The following is a 15442-nucleotide window of genomic DNA, read 5'->3' on the forward strand; positions in this document are numbered from 1 at the left end:
CGTGGATGTGCATCAACGCGCGCGCTTCGCGGCCAGCACCGCCACGGTTGCCAGCGCTGCCACTGCCGCGCCGATGGCCAAGGTGTTGCGCCCCGCACGTGCGCGCACGGCCGGGCGACGGCGGAAGCCGCCATCGATGCCACCGGCGATGGCAGGTGGGCCAAACACATTGCCGCTGGAACGGCCCACGCGCGGTGCTTGCGCGAAGTAACGCTGAAAGAACCGGCTCATCGCACGTGCGAACAGGTTGGGTGCCAACGCATGACCAACGCGCATGGCCTGCACGGCCGGGCCGATCACCACGGTATTGCGCGGGCGATCGAGCAGCCGCACCACCGCCTGCGCCACGGTGCGCGTGTCCAGCATCATCGGCGGGCCGGTGACGCGGCGGCCCACGTAGTTGGCACCATGCGACAGCCCCGGCGTGTCGACAAAGTACGGGTACACATCGCAGACATGCACCTTGGGGTGATCGATCAATTCCGCGCGTAATGCTTCGGAAAACCCGCGCTGGCCGAACTTGCTGGCGCTGTAGGCGGCGGCGTAGGGCGTGGCGGCAAATCCGCCCAGCGAGATCATGTTGACGAATACGCCATGGCCTTGTTCGACAAAGATGGGAATGGCGGCATGCGCATCGTGCATGCGCCCGATCAGGTTGGCCTGCACCACCGCCGTGCTCGCTTCGATGGGCACCTCGTGGAAGGTGCCCACCGCGCCTACGCCGACATTGCCGAACCACAGATCGATGCGGCCCAGAAAACTGCGCGCGCTGGTGGCCAGCGCCTGCACCTGATCGGCCTGTTTGACGTCGGTGGGCACCACCAGCACTTCGGCGCCGCGCGCACGGCAGCGCTCGGCAACCTGTTGCAATGCCTCTTCGCCACGCGCGGCCAGCACCAGGCGCGCGCCGCGTTCGGCAAACGCTTCGGCGGTGGCCTGGCCAATGCCGCTGGACGCGCCGGAAATCACCACGTGGGCAGGATGTGTGCGATGCATGCGGAGGCTCCTGGGTCGTAGAAGCGTCCATGCTTGATGCTGGCCTGTGAATGGCACGCGGCCATTTGCGTACCGCTGCGTGAAGCCAACCGGCACCGCAACCTTGGCAAAAGTTGTGCGACGTGATCAGCATCCAGTGCTGAAAATCACGGCCGCCATCCCCATCTGAGCGCAATGGATTTGTTCGATACACCGCTCGCGCCGCTGCAGGTGCTGGACGATGCCGAAGGCGGCGTGCGCTATTGGCCGCAGCTGCTGGCGCCCGCCGTGGCGCAGGCCGCATTTGCGGCATTGCGCGACGGCGCGGACTGGCAGCGCCACCAGCGCACGATGTACGACCGCGTGGTGGATGTGCCGCGCCTGCTGGCCTCGTATCGCCTGGATGCGCCACTGCCGCCGGGCCTGCCGCTGCAGCTCTTGCTGGCCGCGGTGCAGGCACAGTTGCCGGCACCGTACAACGCGGTGGGCTTGAACCTGTACCGCGACGGCCGCGACAGCGTGGCCATGCACCACGACAAGCTGCACACGCTGCTGGCGCCGCACCCGATTGCGTTGCTGTCGCTGGGCACGCCGCGGCGGATGCAGCTGCGGGCCAAGCAGGGCGCCACGCGCGCGATCACGCTGGAGCTGGCGCCCGGCAGCCTGTTGGCGATGAGCCATGCCTCGCAGCTGACGCATGAGCACGGTATTCCCAAGACCACGCGCGCGCTCGGCGAGCGCATCAGCGTGGTGTTCCGGGTGCGCCCGCCCGCGCGCATGGCCGCCGGTCAGCACGGGCCGCACTGGGAAGCACTCACGCAAACGGACTGAACACATGTGCGGCACGTGCGTGCATACCTCGCAACATATGCGCAGCGGCCGCGAACACCGCGCAGTTGCACTGGATGCCTGCGCCCGCACGCTGCCCATTTCGGGTGATTGCCATCGCCATCACGTCTGGCCATGCTTGCATGCACTTCCCCCACCCGATACCGCCGCTCCATGAGCCTGGCTGACACCCGTCACCATCAGATGTTTCCCGAGCTGGATACGGCGCAACTTGCCATCACCCGGCGCTTTGCCAGCGGCCCGCCGCGGCGCTTCGAGGCCGGTGAAATGGTGTTCGACGTGGGCGATGCGCACGCGCCGGTCTGGGTGGTGCTGGAAGGCGCCATCGAGGTGGTGCGCCGCGATGGCCTGGGCAACGAAAAACCCATCACCTTGCACACGCCCGGGCAATTCACTGGCGAAGTGAGCCAGCTTGCCGGGCGCGCGTCACTTGCCGCCGGGCGCGCGGGCGAGCACGGTTGCCTGGCGTTGCCGTTCGACACCGCGCATCTGCGCGCGCTGATGATCAGCTCGGCCGAAGTGGGCGAGGTGGTGATGCGCGCGCTGATCCTGCGCCGCGTGGGGCTGATCGAGGGCGATGCCTCCGGCTCGGTGCTGATCGGCGAACCCGACGACCCGCACCTGACCCGGCTGCAGGGCTTTCTCACCCGCAACGGCTATCCCAACACGGTGATGGATGTGTCCGACGAGGACGGCCGCGCGCTGGTGGAGCGGCTGGGCATCCAGGAACAGGACCTGCCGGTGATGGTGTGCCCCAGCGGGCGCGTGCTGCGCCAGCCCAGCGATGCCGAAGCCGCGCATTGCCTGGGCATGACGCCCGACATCGACCCGGATCACCGCTACGACGTGGCGATTGTGGGCGCCGGCCCGGCGGGCCTGGCCACCGCGGTGTACGCGGCCTCCGAAGGCCTGTCGGTGATTGTGCTGGACCAGCGCGCCATTGGCGGGCAGGCCGGCGCGTCGGCACGGATCGAAAATTACCTGGGCTTTCCCACCGGCATCTCTGGCCAGGCGCTGGCTGGGCGCGCCTACAACCAGGCGCTGAAATTCGGTGCTGAGCTGGCCATTCCGCTGGAAGCGGCCACGCTGGAATGCGGGCGCGAAGACGGGGCATTGCGGCTGGATCTGGCCGATGGCAAGCAGCTGCAGGCCAGCACGGTGGTGATCGCCTCGGGCGCACGCTATCGGCGGCCGCAGATCGACCAGCTGGACCGTTTCGAAGGCCACGGCGTCTCGTACTGGGCCTCGCCGGTGGAAGCACGCCTGTGCGAGGGCGGCGTGGTGGCGTTGGTGGGCGGCGGCAATTCCGCCGGGCAGGCAGTGGCATTCCTGGCGCCGCGGGTGAAGGAACTGCACCTGATCATCCGTGGCGAAGGCCTGGAAGCGTCGATGTCGCAATACCTGATCGAACGCATCGCCGCGCTGCCCAACGTGACGTTGCACACCGGCACCGAAGTGGCCGCGCTGGAAGGCGACCCCGAGCGCGGTCTGCAGGCGGCGGTGCTGCGCACGCGTGCCGATGGCCAGACCCAACGCCTGGAGCTGCGCCACCTGTTCCTGTTCGTGGGCGCCGACCCCAACACCGGGTGGCTGCAGCAGTGCGTGGAAACCGATGCGCATGGCTTCGTGGTGACCGGCAGCGTGCGCGCCGAAGGGCTGCCACCGTGCCTGCCGTTGGAGACCAACCGCCGTGGCGTGTTCGCCATTGGCGATGTGCGCGCCGGCTCGGTCAAGCGCGTGGCTGCCGCCGTGGGCGAGGGTGCCGCGGTGGTCGCGCAGATCCATCAATTCCTGGCGCACCAGGCCACGCCGGTGGCCGTTTCCGAACTTGCCAACGCCACGCAGGAGTCCGCGACCTCATGAGCCAGTGCACGCACCTCAACCACATCCACCACGTCACCCCCAGCGCACGCGGCTGCGAAGAGTGCCTGGCCAGCGGCAGTGTGTGGGTACATCTGCGCCTGTGCCGCGAGTGCGGGCATGTGGGTTGCTGCGACGATTCGCCCAACCGCCACGCCAGCGCGCACTTCCACAGCACCGGCCACCCCATTATCGAAGGCTACGACCCGCCGGAAGGCTGGGGCTGGTGCTACGAGGATGAGCTGGAAGTGGAACTGCCGGAGCAGACGCCGCAGCTGGGGCCGATTCCGCGGTATGTGTGAGCGGCGCGTTGCGCCGCTGGGAATGGGGAATCGGGAGTGGGGAATCGGAAGGGCGTGGCTTGCGGTGGGGTATCTCCGCGTTTCACTGCTCCGTGCTGACGGAGTCGTGTTGATTGCGCCGCGTCTTCTCTCGGCGGGTACGTGCGGCTTTCCTAGCCGCATTGATTGACGCGCTGCGCGCACGCAGTCACGCATCGATGATCGTGGGCCGCCCGAGTGACTCGTGCGCCGCATGCGCGGGCAGCGTCACCCGCGCTTGCACCTCAGTCCGGCCAATGCACCGGGGGCAGGGCGCGCAGTTGCGGGCGGGCGAACAAATAGCCTTGCTGCAGGTGGATGCCTAAGTCGCGCAGGGTGCGGTATTCGTCGGCTTCTTCGATGCCTTCGGCGATGACGGCGATACCGAGTTCTTCGCACATGCCGGTGACGTGCCGCACGATCGCCTGGCGGCTGCGGTCGGTGTGGATGCCGCGGACCAGGGCGATGTCGAGCTTGAGCAGGTCTGGCTGGAAATCGGCCAGCAGGCCGAGCCCGGCATAGCCCGCACCGAAGTCGTCGATGGCGGTCTTCAGGCCGCGTGCCTGGTAGGCACGCAGGATGCCGAGCAGATGCGCCGGGTCGGCCATGTGCTCCTGCTCGCTGACTTCGAAGATGATGCTGTGCAGCGGCCACTGGTAGTGCTCGGTGGCCTCCAGCGTGGCGCGCAGGCAGTGTTCGGGGTTGTACACCGCGTTGGGCATGAAGTTGATCGACAGCAGCGCCGGCAACGCGATCGCCGCGGCGCATTCGATCGCCTTGATCCGGCAGGCCTGGTCGAACGCATAGCGGTTGCGCTCGTCCACCGCGCCGAGAATGCTCGCGGCCGAGGCGCCGTCGACGCCGCGCACCAGCGCTTCGCCGGCGTAGATGCGGCGCGTGGCTACATCGACAATGGGTTGAAAGGCCATGGTAATGGCGGTGGGAAAGTCCTGGCCATCGCGGCAGGCACGGCAAACGGGGAGAGTAGGCATCGGCGAGCAATCGTGCAGTGACAGACAACCCTAGTCCTATCGGCCGCACGGCGGTGTCTTTGAGGGACGATGTTGCAGGCCATCACCACCGCTGCCGTCGCGCTCGGCGATACTGCGGCCATCTTCAGGATTGGACGCCCCATGACCGCGCTCACCGAACGTTATGCCCAGGCCGTGGATTACGCCCGCATTGCCCACGCCGGGCAGCTGCGCAAGGGCACGCAGATCCCGTACCTGAGCCATTTACTTGGCGTGTCCACCCTGGTGCTGGAATGCGGCGGTGACGAGGACCAGGCCATCGCCGGCCTGCTGCACGATGTGGTGGAAGACTGCGGCGGCGGCCATGAGGGCTCGATTCGCGCGCAGTTCGGCGATGCGGTGGCCGATATCGTGATGGCCTGCACCGACGCCACCGCCGAGGACAAGGCCGACGTGGACAACACCGCCAGCGCCCGCAAGCGCGACTGGCGCGAGCGCAAGCAGTCCTACCTGGCGCATCTGCGCAAGACGCCCGAGCGCGCACTGCTGGTGTCCGGCTGCGACAAGCTCTACAACGCCCGCACCATCGTGCAGGATCTGGAAAACCCCGACGTGGGCCAGGAGATCTTCAACGTGTTCACCGCCGGGCGCGATGGCACGCTGTGGTACTACGCTGCGCTGGAAGAGATCTTCCGCACCCGCAAGGCCGCCACCGCGCGCCTGTTCAGCGGCGTGGTGGCGCGCATGCAGGCACTGGCCGACAGCTCCATCGACACCGTGCCTGCGCACGCGGTGGCCTGACCGGCGCAGCGGTGCAATCACGGTGGATCGGGCACAAGCGCTGACGCGCGCTGCATGTGTGGCGCGCTAGGCTGGCGCACTGTCCAGTTGTCGGTTTGGTGTCATGTCCAGCTCAGCGTCTTCTCCTGTCCCCGGCCTGGTGCGCGTGCGTGGTGCGCGCGAGCACAACCTCAAGAACGTGGACGTGGATATCCCGCGCGATGCGCTGGTGGTGTTTACCGGCGTGTCCGGCTCGGGCAAGTCGTCGCTGGCCTTCGGCACCTTGTTTGCCGAAGCGCAGCGGCGCTATCTGGATTCGATCTCGCCGTATGCGCGGCGTCTGATCGACCAGGTCGGCGTGCCCGAAGTGGATGCCATCGACGGCCTGCCGCCGGCGGTGGCACTGCAGCAGGCGCGCGGCGCGCCGAGTGCGCGCTCCTCGGTGGGCAGCGTGACCACCATCTCCAACTCGCTGCGCATGCTGTATTCGCGCGCCGGCCAGTACCCACCGGGGCAGGAGATCATTTATGCGGATGGGTTTTCGCCGAATACGCCGGCCGGTGCCTGCCCCACCTGCCACGGCCTGGGGCGCATCTACGACGCCACCGAGGCCAGCATGGTGCCGGACCGCAGCCTGAGCATCCGCGAGCGCGCGGTGGCCGCCTGGCCGGGCGCGTGGCACGGGCAGAACCAGCGCGACATCCTCACCACGCTCGGTATTGATGTGGACGTGCCATGGACCAAGTTGCCGAAGAAAACGCGCGACTGGATTCTCTACACCGACGAGCAGCCGGTGGCGCCGGTGTACGCCGGCTACGACCTGGACGAGGTCAGGCGCGCGCTCAAGCGCAAGGAAGAGCCCAGCTACATGGGCACCTTCACCAGTGCGCGGCGCTACGTGCTGCACACCTTTGCCATCACACAGAGCGCGCAGATGAAAAAGCGCGTGGCGCAGTATCTGATCAGCACGCAGTGCCCGCAGTGCGATGGCAAGCGGCTGCGCCGCGAGGCGTTGTCGGTGACCTTTGCCGGGCTGGATATCGGCGCGCTGTCGCAGCGCCCGCTGGATGAGGTGGCCGAGCTGTTGCGCCCGGCCGCCGAAGCCACACCCGCCACGCAGGCCGCGCAGGGCAAACGCAAGCGCAGCGCCACAGCCGAACATCCCGAACAGGTAATCGCCGCGCAACGTATCGCCGAAGACCTGCGCGCGCGCATCGCGGTGGTGCAGGCGCTGGGCCTGGGGTATCTCACGCTGGAGCGCAGCACGCCCACGCTGTCGCCGGGTGAGTTGCAGCGCCTGCGTCTGGCCACGCAGATCCGTTCGCAATTGTTCGGCGTGGTGTACGTGATGGACGAGCCCTCGGCCGGCCTGCATCCGGCCGATGCGCAGGCCTTGCTCGGCGCACTGGATCAGCTCAAGGCGGCCGGTAATTCGGTGTTCGTGGTGGAACACGAGGTGGACGTGATCCGCCATGCGGACTGGATCGTGGACGTGGGCCCTGCGGCTGGCGTGCATGGCGGGCAGGTGCTCTACAGCGGCCCGCCTGCAGGATTGGAACAGGTGGACGCCTCATCCACGCGGCGCTATCTGTTCGGCACGCCGCCGCAGGTGCACAGCCATGCGCGCGATGCCACCGGGTGGCTGCAGCTGCGCGGCATCACCCGCAACAATGTGCGCGCGTTGGATGTGGACTTGCCGCTGGGCGTGTTCACCACCGTCACCGGTGTGTCCGGCTCGGGCAAGTCGTCGTTGGTGAGCCAGGCGCTGGTGGAATTGCTGGCCGCCCATCTTGGGCAAACGCAGGCAGAGGAAGACGAGGCGCTGGATCCGCTGGAGCGTGGCACGCAGGTGCCGCTGGGTGGCGCGATCGTCGGTGGGCTCGATCAGGTGCGTCGGCTGGTGCGCGTGGACCAGAAACCGATCGGCCGCACACCGCGTTCGAATCTGGCCACGTACACCGGCCTGTTCGATCCGGTACGCAAGCTATTCGCCGCCACGCCGGCCGCGCGTCGCCGCCGTTACGACCCGGGGCAGTTTTCGTTCAATGTCGCCAAGGGCCGCTGCGCCACCTGCGAAGGCGAAGGCTCGGTGCACGTGGAATTGCTGTTCATGCCCAGCGTCTACGCACCGTGCCCCACCTGCCATGGCGCGCGCTACAACGCCAAGACCCTGGAGATCGAACTGCGTGGCCACAGCATCGCGCAGGTGTTGGAAATGACGGTGGACCAAGCCGCCACATTCTTTGCCGAAGACGCCAGCGTGCTGCGTCCGTTGCAGGTGTTGCGCGAAGTAGGGCTGGGCTATCTGCGGCTCGGCCAGCCGGCCACTGAACTCTCCGGTGGCGAGGCGCAGCGCATCAAGCTGGCCACCGAACTGCAACGCGCGCAGCGGCGCGACACCGTCTATGTGCTGGACGAGCCGACCACCGGCCTGCATCCGGCCGACGTGGATACCTTGATGCGCCAGCTGCAAGGCCTGGTGGCGGCGGGCAATACGGTGATCGTGGTCGAACACGATATGCGCGTGGCCGCCAGCAGCGACTGGGTGCTGGACATGGGGCCGGGCGCTGGTGGTGCGGGCGGCCATGTTGTGGTGGCGGGTACACCTGATGTGGTTGCACGGCATCGCGGCAGCCTGACTGCTCCCTTTCTCGGGGCGCTGATCTGTTTGATGATAGAGGTCGCAGTTGGACGACAACGCGCCGTCTAAGTGTCAAGAAGGTTCGCTAGCTCGCGCAGAGTTTCGCATGTGCATTTCCGCACCGAAATAATCGAACTAAGGTAATCGGGACTAACCCAAGCTGGGTGTCTAGGGTTCTTAGGACACTATGTGCCCGCGCGATGTGCCAACTCTTCTGGGAGGGAGACGGGCATGTGCTTGATTGTGGAAGATGCAACGGTACCGGCGTCGGTCTGTATTGATCACGATGCTTATGTTTCGGCCAGCAGTGCGCGTGCAAACACCGCGCGCGATGGTCTAGATGGACCGCGCTGCGTGACTGTGCGCTCGGCTTGCGCAGCTGGGGACGTAAGCACTGCTTCGCCTCAGCGGTCGGATGCCTTGTGCATCTCCGGTATCGCAGCGGTTCGAATGCATTTCCAGCCAGCGATCGGACCCATGCATTTTCTGGCGTCGTGGATTCGCACGCCTGCTGCATAGCCGCGCGTGGGCGTTGCAGAGAATGCGAGATCGTCGTCAGTAGATGCCGATGTCTAGTATCCATATATTTGGGCTATTCAAATGACCTTACCGGATTCGATCACACGTTCGAGTCAGTCGCGACAAACGCCAACGCTGGAGCCTGCAGAACCAGCGACGGCTTCACCGCAGAGTAGGCCTGCACCCGAGACTGCGGCCGACATCCTGGGCGCCTTGCCTGCACGGGCGGGGCGCAGGGCATCCAGTAAGACCGCCAATGCTGCGCTCCACGTGCAGAACGTTTCATCGCATGGTGGACGGCGGGCTCGCATGCACCTTGAGGGCGCGGCTGCCGCAGACGGCGATGTCACGAGCTTGATGGAGGCGTGTCTGGCGCGTCGGCCCGTCGTTCACAGCGAATCCAGTCTGGGTGGCGGTGGACGTCTGTTGCGCTACATGCCGGATCGTGACGACTCGCGCATGCCACGCAACGAGGCGTTCTTCACCACCATCCCCGGCTTGCTGATCGCAGCTCTTACCGTGCATCCGGCGGTCGAGCGCCGCACCGGTACTACGCCGACGGCCGACCAGGTCGCCAGTCAGCTGGCCGATCCGCCGATCGGCCAGCTGACCGGCATCTGGCAGGCTGCCGACGGGCAATGTTTCGCCCTGCGTGCCAACCAACTGCATCGTGTCGAGGCGTCCGGGCACTGGGCAGCCGTACCGCTGCCACCGGCATGTGATGCGATTGCTCATCTCTGCATGCTTGGCCGGCAGGCCGATGGCGGTGTGTACGTCCGTGCAGGCGAGCTGTGCTGGCGTGCCGGCAACGAGCAGATGTCCATCGCGGTGGGCCCGACGCCCGAAGGCGCCTTGCTGCGGTTCGATGCGGACGGCAGGCCATGCATGCTCCATGCTGGTGTACTGCGCCGCTGCGATGACGATCAGCCCGGCCGGGTCGTGGAACTGACGCGTCCGGTAGCTGGCGGCCCGGCCTTCGAGTCGACACCTGCGATGCCTGTGGATGTGTTGCCACTGGCGCATGCCGCTGTCTTGGTGCTTGATGACAAGGGACGTGTGTATGAAGCCGACATGCGCGGGAGCGGGCCGATTGTCGCGCGACGATTGACGTTGCCTCGCCCGATGGGCAGCGAGCAGGGCTGGGCGGTGACCTCCATGGGGTTGTCGACCGATCACAGCGTGCATCTTCTGCTCGAACACAGCGACGGCAGGCGCATCTCGCTGCAGCGGCCGGCAGGGCAAGCGCAGTTCCAGCCGGCGTTCATGCTGGATCGTCCGTTGTTGCTCATGCGCAGCGAGGGGCTGCAGATGCCTGCGGATGAGGCGATGCAGTCGCGGGTGGTGCTTGATGGGCACGCGCAACTGGGACATCTGGACGGCGTACTGCATTACTCGCCTTCTCCGAACCAGCCATGGGAGCGGCTGACGCTTCCCGGCGGCGCGCCGTTGACCGGCGTTGTCTCCCTGCATAGCGGTCCGCGCGGTTTTGTCGATCGTCGTCCGGTGTTCGCACTGCTGGCCGCACCGTCCCGATTGGTCGAGCTCAAGCTTCCCGGGCGCACCACCTGGCTGGCTGCTCATGCGGCGCCCAGCACACCCTCGGGTGGGCCGCTCGCCGTGGTGCCGGACGTGGTGGAGGTGCGTTGCCTGCCGATCGCCCGCTTCGATGAAGACATCGCGCAGGCGGCGGTGCATGCAGACCGCAGCGCTGTGGTGATGGCCGCCTCGGGGCGATTGATCAAGGTCGATGCGGATCGAAACAGCGGGGACGTGCCCGCGCTGGAAGGCGTTGTCGCGATCGCGGTGGGATTGGATGATGCCTTGTACGCCTTGAGCCAACCCGGCGATGGATCTGCACACGTGCACCGTCTTTCGCACGACCATGACCGGTGGGAGGCTTTTCCGGTTACGTTGCCGCAGACCTCGCCACTCCCGAGTGCGCTGCGAACCACGCGTACCGGACAGCTGCAGTTACGGCTCGGCGCGCAGTGGCACACGGTGCTGCCAGCGATGACCGGTCCCGACCGGGCCCGCTTGCCTGCACGCGTGGCTGCGCATGCGTCGCCTGATGACGTGGCCGTTTCCGGCACCCAGTCCGGCTCCAATGCACGGGTCAATCGGCAGCAGGCAAGCCGTCTCAGGACACCGGACCACGATGCGGCGGTCAGCACCACGTTGCTGGGGACCACCTCTACCGATCCACTGAGCCTGCGCTCGAATGCACGGGTGCTCGCACAGAGCGGCCGCGCGCAGGCCGCTGCGCTCGTAAAGGTGCTCACGGACGTTGCCGGTGGCACTGCGCGTGCCGTGGCCGGGTGGACTGGCGTTGGATACGCGCCCACCACGCAGCAACGGCGGCTCGCCCGTTTCCGTTCCGAGGCAGAGCAGGTCCTGTCTTTGGCGCTTGAGATGTTCGACACCTTGCCGGTACTGGCAGAGGCGCGTATTGCCGGTGCCGCAGGTCCGCACCAGCCTGCCGCGCTGTCGCAGAGCCAGCACGAACGACTTACGACGCTGCGTAAAACAACCTTGGCTGGCTTGCTGCGCGATCTGCGCAAGATCGGGTTCCGTGAGGGCGTTCTGGCTGCCGATTTCTCCATGGCGGATGGCGGGTGCACCCAGCGCGCGAGTTCGACCGCAAGTTATCGCGCCGCCGAGCTTTGGCGGCGGGCGCGTTCGGCCGTGATGCGCACGACGGTACAGAACAGCGATGACATGTTGCCGCACTTGGATCGTTGCATCGCTGCGCTGGCCGGCGGTGCGTCGCTGCATCCGCAGGCGTTGACCGCTATGGAGCATGCACAACTGGCCGAATTGCGCGAGGTCAGTCATCGGCTCAAGGCTGCCGGGGTCAGATTGCCGATCCGAAATGGTCGCGCCACCGATGCGTCGAGTGATCCGCATGCCCTGCGCAGTGCATGCCTGCTCGCAAGTCTGATGGAGTACAACGCGTTGCTGGATGTCGATGATGCGGCGGCGCTGGAGGCGGCCGACGCAAGGCAGCGGCAATCCGGGCTGCGAGCCCTGGCGAAGCTGGGTCTGTCGTCATGGCGTGAATTGGAGGCCTTCGACGACGTGGTGACCACCTTCCGCGAGGAAGTCGCCACCCCGGGGAGCGCGCGTCAGCTGCAATTGCTCAAGAGCATCGGCCTGTCGCCAGGCGCGGCCCCGGACGAAATGGCTGCGCGCATGATCGATGTGTTGCAGGACCTGTTCAATCGCAGCACGTTCTTCACAAGCAGAGTGCGCTCTGCCGAGCTGCGCGGCTCGCTCGGTTCTACGCAATGGATGGATCTCAATCCGGTCAGCGTCGGCATGGGCGGCGAAGCCATCCACGCGCTGGGTGTCGAACGCATCGGCGACTCGAAGGACGGCGATGCGGGACTGGTTGCCTTCTTCGTTCGGCATGCCAAAGCGACCGCGTCAGGGACGGCAGGCATACGCATTGATCTCCGGCCTGGCCCAGGAACCGGCGCACATGTCTACGATGCGGATCCTGCACGGACCTTGTCGGCGACGTGGGGCGGGGCGGCAAATCTCAGCGCAGGCGGTACCTACCAACATGGCGTGGGCGCAGCCGTCATCCTCTCGCCATCGACGATTCCTGAGTTCGCCAGGCTGTTGTTTGATCGTCATGATGACGATACCACCAAGCTATTGCGTGCAGGCGTGAACGAGGGGGCGATCGGGCTGGATCTGTTCGAAACCAATGCCAATGGATCGCTCAACGTCAACCTGACCTTACAGCCGCTCGCGGTGCGGCATTCTTACGGTCCAAGACAGCCCGTCGCACCCAACGCCGCGCCAGACGCAGCCGGCACCGACAACCCGCGTAGCGCAGTCTCGGCCTCCTTGCCGTTCAGCATGACGGCGCAGGCCGGTGTGCAATGGAGCCAGATGGAGCTGCATCTGGACCATGCGTGGCAAGAGATCATCGGACTCGAGTTCCAGGGCCGCGTCGGCCTCACTGCCGAGGTCAGCAGCGGCATCAATCTCTCGGGCGCATTGACGTCGGTGCTTGGCCGAAATTTCGCACGGCTGGTCAACGCGGTTACCGGTGCCGGCAATCTGCAGTTGGCCGGTGTTCGAGTGGCCTCCAGCGACGTGCAACTGCCGACCGATGCGCCATTGGACGATACGCGCACCGGTCCTTTGCTGGGGACCGCCAGCTACAAGCGCACGCTTGACACGCAAGCCGCCCAGCCGATTAGCCCGCAGGCATGGGACGCGATGCGCAAACGGCTCGAAGAGATCATCCCGGAGAGCATGGCCGAACTTGATGGAATGCGATATCCGGCGACACCTGGCGAGCGACGGGACGTACTGCTGAAAGCAATCGAACGTATTCAGGGGGCGCAGGCGCGTGCGATCGAAGCTGGCGCCTTGCTGGAGGGTCCGGCGCTGGCACAACAACGTGCGTGCGCCGAACAAGCCACCCTTGCCGAGGCGTCCTCGCTATGGAAGGGCGGCTCGCCCTCCGAGCGCGCGGCCATGGTCGACCTGCTGCACCAGTTGCGGCAAGAGGACGCTGCCGCCATCCAGCAGCGTGCGCGCATCATTCCTGGCGCACGTGTGGAGATCAACATGTTCGGGCGCGAATCGCTCGACGCGGTGGTCAGCCATGCCATTGGTCATTACGCGCTTGGCGAGAAAATGCGCGACGTTGCGGAGCTGCGTCGCAAGATTCCCGGGCTGGGCGAGGTATTGCAGAGGTTCAAGGATGTTCCCAACGTGAATCAGGTTCGCTTCGTGTTCGAAATGCGGCCCCAGGCAATTGTCGCGATCAACGACGCGCTGGAGGTCAAACAGCACGCGCAGGCTGCAGCCGCACTGGGATTGCGGGAGCCCGCAGGTGCAATGGCCTGGCGTGATGCGCTCGTTGCCGCGCAGCGGTCGCCGGATCTCTACCGTCTGGCGGCTATCGCTGTGCACAATACCGACGAAAACCCGGTGACCAGTCGCGTCGGCCTGCCGCTGCTGAATGTGGCAGCTACGGCAGTGTCGTCGCACCAGCTGTTCGAGGCAGAGATCCAGTTCCGTTATGGGCTGTACGATCGTATCGAGGGCGCCGAAGTGCTCGAGGCAGGAGTACGTGCACTGCGACAGTCACTGGACCCTTTGCAGGTGGTGGGTGTGCAGGCGCTCGGGCAACGTCAGAGGGCGAACATTCCCTCATCCGTTCCGGTCTCGCCGCGCGGCGAACGGCCCAGGCTGAAGGAAGCGCGCGACCTGGAATTCGAACGCCATCTCCAGATGGGCGTCGTGCCGGTTGGCCCACACCTGCGCGCCTTGACGCGCGACCTGACACGGTTCGAGGAGCAGACCCAGCGCACCGTGGCACAGTATCTGGCACACGACGCTTTAGCAGATGCAGTGAGTGGCGCACAGGCCAATGTAGGCGAACGCATCAATCAATTGTTGGCCAGGCTTGCACCCGCAGACGACGGCGTGACCGAGGCAGCTATCACCGGATCAGGCCTGCATCGTAGGCTCGCTTCGCTGCAGGCCTGTCGCGATGCTGTGCATCAGGCAACCGATGCGCTGGACAAGGCATACGACGACTTCCGCACCCACATGGACGCCAGTCGCGCCGAGAACAGGGACATTGCGGCGGTTCAACATGCGTTCGAATTTCTACAGCGCGCTGCCGAGTGCGATCACACGCTGGTGTCTGCAGTCGACGTTCTCTTGCGTCGGACCGCAGAAATATATGAGGTGCAGGACCGAGAGCTCCGGGATATGGACGACAGGCTGGACGACTTGCTGCCGCGTCTCGATGGACTGGGCCAGGCCTCTGAGCTGGAGCGCAGGGCTTTTGAAGATGCCGAACAACGCCTTGTAGAGGTCCGGAACGAAGCGCTGCAGGTATTGGACAGGCATGCTGGGGGGACGGACGCTGCAAAAGCGATTGATGCGGAGGGCAAGGCAGAGGCCATCAAGACACTTGAAGATGCGATGAAGGACGCCTTGCAGCAGATGGCTGCGACCCGTGATCGCATCGCAGAGCTCGTGTCGTTGAAAGATAGTCTTTGCGCCCGGCTGGCAGACGATGTCGGGGCGTTGCGCGACATCGACGAGCATACACTTGCCGCGCGATCGGTCGTGATGCAGGCGCGTGATCTGGGCGCCGGTGCGCATGCCGCAATAGTGGCCATGCTGAAGGAATTGTCGGATGACGATGCCCCGGGCCAGGACGTCGCCGGCAGCCAGATCACGTCGGGCCAGGAGTAACCGACCACCCAGGCATCGTGCATTTTCAATCAGCTGTGTCGCTCCGCAGCGCAACGCTGCTTTCGCATCATCAGGCATGGGACTTCAGGCCGCTTGTCCTACGCTGGGGGAGCATGCCTTGGCCGGCGCCAATTGTCCGAGCCTCATTATCCGATACATCTGGGATCGCGCGAGCGGTGCGCTTCGTCGAGCCGATGCGAAGTTGATCGTCGCATCAATACGTGTCACGGTGCGCAGCCTCTGTTCCGTGCGCGCCAGATGCGCGTTGAATGTCTCCCGCATCTGCGCGGCAGTTT

Annotated in this window: 8 protein-coding genes; 6 read left to right on the forward strand and 2 right to left on the reverse strand. The window is 65.9% G+C overall.

Annotated elements, in window-relative coordinates; genetic code table 11:
• Positions 1 to 12: 12 nt before the first annotated feature.
• Entirely contained in the window at positions 13 to 996 is a 984-nt protein-coding gene (locus XCC_RS05595; protein ID WP_011036282.1) for an SDR family oxidoreductase, read from the reverse strand.
• A 174-nt stretch (positions 997 to 1170) separates the two neighbouring features.
• Between XCC_RS05595 and XCC_RS05600 the strand changes: the two genes are divergently transcribed.
• The 3 genes from XCC_RS05600 to XCC_RS05610 all read left to right on the forward strand — a co-directional run bounded on the left by XCC_RS05600 (position 1171) and on the right by XCC_RS05610 (position 3986).
• Positions 1171 to 1806, forward strand: a complete 636-nt coding sequence (locus XCC_RS05600) for an alpha-ketoglutarate-dependent dioxygenase AlkB (protein WP_011036283.1) — start codon at positions 1171 to 1173, stop codon at positions 1804 to 1806.
• Positions 1807 to 1977: 171 nt separating this feature from the next.
• The gene (locus XCC_RS05605) at positions 1978 to 3687 is read left to right on the forward strand and encodes an FAD-dependent oxidoreductase (RefSeq protein WP_011036284.1); all 1710 of its coding nucleotides are present in this window, start codon (positions 1978 to 1980) and stop codon (positions 3685 to 3687) included.
• Positions 3684 to 3986, forward strand: a complete 303-nt coding sequence (locus XCC_RS05610) for a UBP-type zinc finger domain-containing protein (RefSeq protein ID WP_011036285.1) — start codon at positions 3684 to 3686, stop codon at positions 3984 to 3986. Before XCC_RS05605 ends, XCC_RS05610 begins: the two co-directional genes overlap by 4 nt.
• 263 nt (positions 3987 to 4249) lie before the next feature.
• Here XCC_RS05610 and XCC_RS05615 read toward each other — a convergent pair whose 3' ends face one another.
• Positions 4250 to 4996, reverse strand: coding sequence for an EAL domain-containing protein (locus XCC_RS05615; protein ID WP_011036286.1), 747 nt, complete (start codon positions 4994 to 4996; stop codon positions 4250 to 4252).
• 141 nt (positions 4997 to 5137) lie between these two features.
• Here XCC_RS05615 and XCC_RS05620 point away from each other — a divergent pair, with 141 nt between their 5' ends.
• The 3 genes from XCC_RS05620 (at position 5138) to XCC_RS05630 (ending at position 15146) form a co-directional block, all read left to right on the forward strand.
• Complete coding sequence (locus tag XCC_RS05620) at positions 5138 to 5776, forward strand: HD domain-containing protein (protein WP_011036287.1); 639 nt, start codon at positions 5138 to 5140, stop codon at positions 5774 to 5776.
• A 103-nt stretch (positions 5777 to 5879) separates the two neighbouring features.
• On the forward strand, positions 5880 to 8465 hold the full coding sequence (locus XCC_RS05625; RefSeq protein ID WP_011036288.1) for an excinuclease ABC subunit UvrA: 2586 nt from the start codon (positions 5880 to 5882) through the stop codon (positions 8463 to 8465).
• Between the two features lie 531 nt (positions 8466 to 8996).
• Positions 8997 to 15146: a transducer protein car gene (locus XCC_RS05630; protein ID WP_011036289.1), complete on the forward strand. Its 6150-nt coding sequence runs from the start codon at positions 8997 to 8999 to the stop codon at positions 15144 to 15146.
• Positions 15147 to 15442 lie beyond the last annotated feature (296 nt).

The organism is Xanthomonas campestris pv. campestris str. ATCC 33913 (genome assembly GCF_000007145.1).
GTDB classification, from domain to species: Bacteria; Pseudomonadota; Gammaproteobacteria; order Xanthomonadales; family Xanthomonadaceae; genus Xanthomonas; species Xanthomonas campestris.